General features: G+C 65.6%; 1 protein-coding gene and 1 pseudogene. Both read right to left on the minus strand.

What is annotated here, in order from left to right:
* A pseudogene (locus CAG31_RS27895) lies at positions 1–405 on the minus strand (hypothetical protein); the annotation flags it as partial.
* The coding region (locus CAG31_RS27905; protein ID WP_256575615.1) for a toxin VasX at positions 402–3,638 on the minus strand (3,237 nt) is incomplete at its 5' end. The pseudogene CAG31_RS27895 and the gene CAG31_RS27905, both read right to left, overlap by 4 nt.

Here is a 3,638-nt window from a genome sequence, read left to right on the forward strand (position 1 = left end):
CCAGGGGACGATCCAGTATTCGCCGTTGTCGCGGGGCACGCAGACTTCGCGGCGCTGGCGGTTGAAGCGGACGGGCAAGGGGACTTCGCGGAAGAGGCCTCGGATGAACCAAAAAATTGGGAGGGCCATGATGCATGCGCCGAGGATCAGAACATCTTGACTGAAATCAGAATTCAGATTTCGAGTAAAAAATGACATGGCTAAAAACAACATCACCATGGGCCACATCACCATCACCGCCGAACCGATACTGTAGTTGCCGATGTCAATAAAGACATCGTTCTTGCGCCAGATGGTATTGAGCATGTCACAGGGGTTTTCCCCCGTAGGGATCGGCAATGGCGCCAGATAGTCATTGCGCGAAAACATCCCTTTTTTCGTGGTGCCGGCCGTTGGCGTACTCATCGTTTGTCCTTGGGTTGCAGGTAAATGGCGCCGGGGTGATCGTCGCCGAGCGGGTAGTTCGGCACGCGATCCAGCTCGGGGGTCGGGTCGCCCCGCAGCGCGACGACGCCGGTGTCGTTGTTCAGGGTAAACGCCAGCCCTCGCTCCCCGCCGATGAACGTGCGGGCACCGAGCATCCCGGTGAGGGGCGTGCGGTAACGCAAGCGGAACGACACCGTGCTCGGCGGGGAACCGAGCACATTCGCCAGTTCCTTGAACGGCCCGCTGAGGCGCAGCCCCTGGCCTTCCTTGACCGGTATCCACCCGCACTGGCTGCCGGACAGCCAGTGCGGCGCCAGGTCTCGCCAGGGCCGTGGCGCCTTGTAGCCGTTGGCCGGGCTGTTCTTGATCAGGTGCCTGTAGCCCTGGGTGTCGATGGGATCGCCGATCATGCTCAGCTCCAGGTAGGCACTGCCGGGTTCGGCGCCCGGCAGGTCGATGGTCAGCGCGTCAACGGCGCTGACGTGTTTCAGGCCGGCGAAGCTGTCGTCACGGGCCGGCCTTGCGCTGCTCTTCATGCTGACCCTAGGGGTGTAGAGGATCAGGTACAGGCGGTCGAGCTCGTCCTGCTGGGCTTTCGGCGCGATGGGCGCCAAATCGCCCGCCCGCGCCTTGGACCAGCAGCAGGTGCTCAGGAAATGCTGCAGCGGCGTTTTCTCGAAGATCCAGGCCGTCAGGTACAGCACGCCCAGTGCGGCGATGACCCAGTTCACCGGGCCCATGTACAGTGTGTAGCGCAGGATGGCGACGTCCACTGTTATAGAACCGGCCAAGGCTCTCATTGTGTAAGAAGCGCCCAACAATGCCTGGGTGCCGAAAGCCGCTATCTGTCCTCCGACTACGAGCTGACGCATTTCCAGCCATGGATCGACGGCGTTTTGGGCTTTTTCAATTTGCTCCTGTAGAGACTTGAATTCGGCCGATGCTGCACCCGCCGACAACCCACCAATCACCCCACCAAACAACGTAAGCATTGGTGCACTTCCCACCCTGCCATTAGGCAGTTTAAAGGCCATTTCCTTGATCCCCAGCCCCACCCTAACCTGACTATCCACCACCGCCACCAACGCCGCCGCCCCATACAAACTCGCCGAAACCGTGTCATTCACCCGCCGGCTTCCCATCCCCTCCAGCACCGCAGCCTCGCGCAAGTAGTTCTGCACATTCACCACGTTCACCAGCAACGCCGCCAACGGCACCACGCCGCCGCTGTTGACCACCGCCGGCGAGTTCAGGATCCGCTCTCCCCGCCCAGCCCCGATCGCCTTGCCGGTCTTGCGCACCCATTCATCCAGGGCTTCGGCCCGTTGACCCAGCAGCTTCCACACCTGCCGCGCGCCCTCGTTCACGCGCTGCAAGCGGCTTTCGCCGCCCAGCCTCGCGGCGATGAAGAGGCTCATCCACGACGCACTGAAACTGCTGTCGCCCTTGAGCAACAGCAGCGCGGCGCCCAGCCGGTTGACCAGCACGTTCCATTGGCTGGCGGTGTCCCGGGCCATGCCGGCGATGTCGTCGAGGATGTCGCTGCCCAGCGGCGCCAGTGCCTGATGGGTGGCGCTGAGGTTGTCGGCGGACAGCGCCGCCAGCAGTTCGCTCAGGCGCGAGGCGTTGTTGACGGCGGCTTCCAGCGACGGCGTCCAGGCGTTGAACAGTTGCCGCAGGGCGCCGCCGTCGGCCGAGCGCACATGGTCGGCGTACTGCTCGGCCCCCTGGGCGCGGATGCATTGGGCGCTCAGGCAGCCGGCGGCCAGTTCGCTCAGCCAGCGGCGCGTCGGCAGGTCGTCGTAGTCTACGAACCAGGTGCCGCTGGCCGAGCGTTTGAGGTACACGCCACGGTCGGCGAACAGCACCGTGTGGCGCTGCTCCAGCTGCCGGAAATGCGCGGCGGCGGTGTCGCTGAACCAGGTGTCCATCGCATCGAGGTCGATGCAGTCGCCGACCTTGGCGCTGAAGGCATGGTTGTCGCGGTTGGCGCTTTTCTGCGCCCGGTACTCGCGGACAACGGCCTGGATCTCGTGGTGCAGGTCGGCCGGGATGAAGCCGCGCACAGGGGCCAGGATCTCGGCGATCCGGGCATCGCGGGCCGCCGTTTCTGCCGGGCCCGGCTGCCCGCCGTACTGACGGGCGCGGGTCTCGGACTTCAGTTCCTCGTCCAGCCGATGCTGGCTGTCGAGGATGACCTGCCCCTGTTCGGGCGTGAGCCGGATGTCGCGGTCCTTGTAGCGGTAACTGAGGTCGCCGGCCAGTTCGGCGCCATCCTCGGTGATCAGGCTGCGCACGAAGCCGCCGATGCTCAGGCGCAGGCTGTTCTCGCCCAGCCACTGTTCGTGATCGGCTTCCAATCGCTCCTGTTCGTGGTTGATGTCGCGCAAGACGCCCAGGTCGTCGTCCAGGCAGGCGAACACCGCGTACAGCCCCTCGGCTTGGGTCTTGGCATTGTCCAGCCAGTCGCGGGTGCCCTGCCCGTCCCATGGTTCGGCGCTCCACTCGCCCGGCGGCTGGTCGCTGGCGCCGGGGTGTTGCGCGATGACACGCTCGCGCTCACGGGCGCGGTGCATGGCATCGGTGTAGGCCTTGATGTTGGCCCGGGTCGGATCCTTCAGCAGCGTCGCGCCGAGGGCGTCGGTGTCCTCGGCGTTGTCCTTGCGGTCGGCCTTCATCGAGCGGGCGTAGGTGCCGGGGATGAGTTCGGCCATGACCGCCTCGCCCTTGTCCAGCGGCGGGCAATGCGGCGCCTGCAGTTCGTCGGCCACGGTGCGCAAGGCGATCTGGCGCATGTGCTGGCGGCGCTTGGCTTCGCTGTCGCCCAGCGCCCGGCAGTGTTCGGCGTTCAACGGAAATTCGCTGTACAGCATCCAGGCGTCGTGGACTTTCGCCAATCGCAGGCCGGCCGACGGCGCGTCGGCCACCGGGCCGGGGGCAGCATCCAGCGCCTGCTCCTGCAACAGCCCCTGCGACGAGACGGCAAAACGCCTGAGCGGCCCCTGATGCTGCCAGAGGTACACGAACCCTTCCCGCAGGCGACGGGCCGCCATCGGGCGGCTCCCGGGGGTGACGCCGGGCATGACGCAGGCGTTTTCGGCCTGCTCGTGCGCCAGCGCATAACGCACCGGCACGACGAACAGCTCGGCCTGGCTCGCCGGGCACGGCATCACCGGGCTGTTGATGTCCACATGGGGCTGGGCTCTGGCCGC

Source organism: Pseudomonas sp. R25(2017), assembly GCF_002112565.1.
Taxonomy (GTDB): domain Bacteria; phylum Pseudomonadota; class Gammaproteobacteria; order Pseudomonadales; family Pseudomonadaceae; genus Aquipseudomonas; species Aquipseudomonas ekonensis.